Annotated in this window: 1 protein-coding gene; it reads left to right on the top strand. The window is 29.5% G+C overall.

Features of this window, described 5'->3' with window-relative positions:
• Positions 1-393, top strand: a 393-nt coding sequence (locus PVV60_RS10525; RefSeq protein WP_273724676.1) for an autotransporter outer membrane beta-barrel domain-containing protein, incomplete at its 5' end; no start/stop codon positions are given.
• Positions 394-1,289 lie beyond the last annotated feature (896 nt).

Here is a 1,289-nt window from a genome sequence, read left to right as displayed (position 1 = left end):
GATCCGCAGATTCAGATTGTTTATCAACATCTTCAGTTTAATCCGGCATGTGATGTTGATAATCTTGATGTTGATTTAGGAAAATTTCATCAATGGGTGGGGCGTGTTGGTGGGCGTTTAAGCAAGACACTTAATGTTTCTGAAGAGGGACGTGTCGTTTCTTTTTATAGTAAGCTTTCTTATTTGCATAGTTTTGAAGATAAGCAATTTGTTTCTTTTAAAAACGATTTTCAGTTAGGTTTTTTTGGTTCTTTTTTGGAAGCAGGTCTTGGGTTTAATGCGCGTCTTTCTTCAAAACTTTCTCTTTATGGAGATGTAACTTATCAGCATAAATTTAAGAAAGTTGGTTTTTCTGGAGCGAGTTTCTCTGCTGGATTGCGCCATCTTTTTTAAAAGAGGTACAATATGTATTTTTATATGAAAGGAAGAATATTTTTCTGCCGTTCAATGTATTAAAATTTGTTTTACTTTAATTAATATGGTTATTGTTGATATCAAAGATTATAATATATACTTTCTTCTATGCGATGAGTAATTTTTCTAAAATTTTTGATGTTAAGATATGGGGATAGATTTCATTGTGAATGTGAGAAGCTTGAATGCTGAATACTTGTGGCATAATCTTTCAGAAAAGACGATATTGATGGTTATTTTTGTCCATTTCTTTATTAATTTGTATAGATTACAAGTTTAGTCTTTATGAGCTTTATGCATTGTTTTGAATTTTGTTTTAGAAATTTATGCACGTTTATATCATTTAATATGCTATTTGTTCCCTTTTTTAGGATATTTACTTAAGAATTTTGGATAAATAATTGTTTTTAGAACAAACAGAGGGAGTTTGAAGTCAAGTTATAATAAAAAGTAAAGTATGCTTATTGTGTTTTTACGGTTGTTTTTTTGTATATGATAGGTTCCAGAGAAATTTTGATAAGATACAGTGTATTATTTTCATTACTGTAATAAATGGATGTCATCATTCTTTTTTCAGCATTCAATACTTTACACATTTTAGCGCTAGAGAATGTTCATAAGAAGCAATCCCACTTTTTTCAAAAGTCCTTCTTTACATGCCAGCTTCGTTTGTGATGGACAAGGAATTAATTGATGAAATATAAACAGGTTTGAAATGAAAGAAATTTATAATATTCAGTTTTTATTCAATATGTAGAATGATGAGTGAATATTCTAAATCATTGATGAAATTTTCCTAAATCAACATCAAGATTATCAACATCACATGCCGGATTAAACTGAAGATGTTGATAAACAATCTGAATCTGCGGATC

The organism is Bartonella sp. AU18XJBT (assembly GCF_028618595.1).
Taxonomy (GTDB): Bacteria; Pseudomonadota; Alphaproteobacteria; order Rhizobiales; family Rhizobiaceae; genus Bartonella.
The sequence above is the reverse complement of the archived record's forward strand: the minus strand, read 5'-3'. Positions and strand labels throughout refer to the sequence as shown.